Origin of the sequence: Xanthovirga aplysinae (assembly GCF_009711365.1) — a bacterium.
GTDB classification, from domain to species: domain Bacteria; phylum Bacteroidota; class Bacteroidia; order Cytophagales; family Cyclobacteriaceae; genus Xanthovirga; species Xanthovirga aplysinae.
Window position 1 is genome coordinate 1 of the sequence record NZ_SMMB01000491.1, and the last position, 1,881, is coordinate 1,881.

A 1,881-nucleotide genomic window follows, 5' to 3' on the forward strand; every position below is an offset into this window, starting at 1 on the left:
TTTCATCATTTGCCCCTTTCCTAATTTTAATCTGATGCATCATCCTTGCAAGGCAATCTCCCAAAAACAAACGCTCATTGGTCGTTTTTGAAACTACCATAAACAAACCTCCCCCCCTGCTGAGAGTCTAAAAAAAACAGGCCCAGTGTATTAGAAATCTGGACCTGCATCTTAAGCAGTCTTTTGTAATTTTTAAAGACCACATAAAAATTTAAAGCTTACGCACCTAACTCTGTTCAGTAAAAGACTCCGACCGATTAATTAACCAAGTTCACCAGTTTTTTCATCAAATTCAAAATCATTACGATCTTTTGATTCATCTATAGTATCCGGGTCCAACTCTTCTTGCGACGCCTCTTGCTCTATCTCATTCCAACTAGCAATGTCATTAGAAACAGATTCAAATTTCTGAATAAGATCTTGACTTATTCTGACACCACTTTCTTCCTGAATAGACAGTATTTTTGTATGAATTTGGGTAATATCATTACTCTTTTCTTGAAGAAATGGAAGAATATCGGAAGGTTGCCTACCACCATCTGAGGCTTTAAACGACGCTATTTCTTGTTGAAGATCTGCTAATTTATTTGCTTGTACAGCAAGTTTTTGCTGGATTGAAGAATCTTTAGTAATCACAATTAATGTCTTTAAAGCTTCTGCATCCTCTTGAGTTGCGTTAACTACCTTTTGAAACGAAGTCCCCACCCTGTTACTTCTAATGTCATTCATAATCCTAGAGATACGTGGAGCAAGTTCTATATCGGCACCCTCTGAAACTAAAGGAGCAAACTCATTACTCAAAGGAACCTGCACATCTCGTGCACTAAGTAAATCATCAAGTTGTGAAACGTTGGGTGGTTCATCCGCTAACACAATCTCTAATCGTGCCAAAGCCTGATCCTTACCAGTTGTTCTAGATATTATATTTTCCCAAGCTGCTGAAAGACGACCTACACCAGGTTCTCTGTTTATTATTGCATTCGCAAATTCAACAACACGGGCAGCTTTAGAGATAGTCAACCAAAGAAAGGTAAATCCCCCTAAGACTGTTGCTCCAATCTCAAACCATGGTTTAGGAGGCTCGGGAGCCTTGGTTATTTCAACCGACAATTCCTCTTCTTCTTCATTAAACCCTGTAACATTATGGCCTCCCACTGTACCTGTAATCGATACAACTACATCGGTATCGGTAGGATTTCCTGTGAATGTATCCTTCCTTTGAAATGAGGGAATAAGAGAAATTTCGGGGCTAGCAAGAGTAAACATCCCCGCAGAATAAGTAGGAATGTATTCCGTCTGTGATAATTCTAACCCCTTTCCCGGTATATTCTCAAATTTTATTTGATAACCTCCGTTTTGAGCATTAAGAACGGTAGCTGTTGTTAATACTGTAGGTGGTTCTAACTTTAAATTGCCTACATGTGCGACAGAGCCATCGGCTTTTTTGAAGTAGAGAAAGTAGGTTACCGCTGCATAGCTTGCCCATACGAAAGGGAACTTAGTGAAATAACCTTGCACAGAAATTAAACTTGAGAAGGTTACATCTTTAAAATCATCACTATTTTGAAAGAAAGAATCTATATTACCCTGTAGCTGGGTGAAATCATTAGGTGAAACCTTGCCTTGTTCTACCAGGTCCGAAATATTGTTTAACTTATCCCTTAAGGCTTTGTAAAAGTCAAAACTCAATTCACCATCAGGAAAAACCTGGAGAGTTTTAAGGAAAAATGCTGCGCTAATCATGGAATCATGTTCCTTAGATTCGATGGTTTGATCGGGAAAGTCGTCATTCTCCTTATCCACGCTAACGTTTCGGTAAGCTACAGGCTGATACCATTTCGAAGCGGGAGTGCTAATTAGTAGGTTGTAGTTCAGAGAATA

The 1,881-nt window shown here is 39.0% G+C and carries 1 protein-coding gene; it reads right to left on the reverse strand.

All coding sequences use genetic code 11. The features are described 5' to 3' along the window. Positions 1 to 261: 261 nt before the first annotated feature. On the reverse strand, positions 262 to 1,881 hold a 1,620-nt coding region (locus tag E1171_RS23495; RefSeq protein WP_187696191.1), incomplete at its 5' end, for a hypothetical protein.